Annotated in this window: 1 tRNA gene; it reads right to left on the bottom strand. The window is 50.2% G+C overall.

The window, feature by feature from the left end:
- Window positions 1–212: 212 nt before the first annotated feature.
- A tRNA-Arg gene (locus EXT43_RS20530) sits at window positions 213–289 on the bottom strand.

Raw genomic sequence — 289 nt, 5'->3', positions numbered from 1 at the left:
GACGCGGGAGGATTCGAACCTCCGACCGCCTGGTTCGTAGCCAGGTACTCTATCCAGCTGAGCTACGCGTCCGCAGTTGCATTTTATAATCTTGCAATGATTTTATCTTTATACTCGATGTGAGTTTCAAATATGGCGGACGCGGGACGTCTCTTGAAAGAGTGAACCTCCGACCAAATTTGTATCTTTATACTCGATATGAGTTTCAAATATGGCGGACGCGGGAGGATTCGAACCTCCGACCGCCTGGTTCGTAGCCAGGTACTCTATCCAGCTGAGCTACGCGTCC

Origin of the sequence: Pseudoalteromonas sp. CO109Y, assembly GCF_004208935.1 — a bacterium.
Classification (GTDB): domain Bacteria; phylum Pseudomonadota; class Gammaproteobacteria; order Enterobacterales; family Alteromonadaceae; genus Pseudoalteromonas; species Pseudoalteromonas shioyasakiensis.
This window is presented reverse-complemented; position numbering and strand designations above follow the sequence as displayed.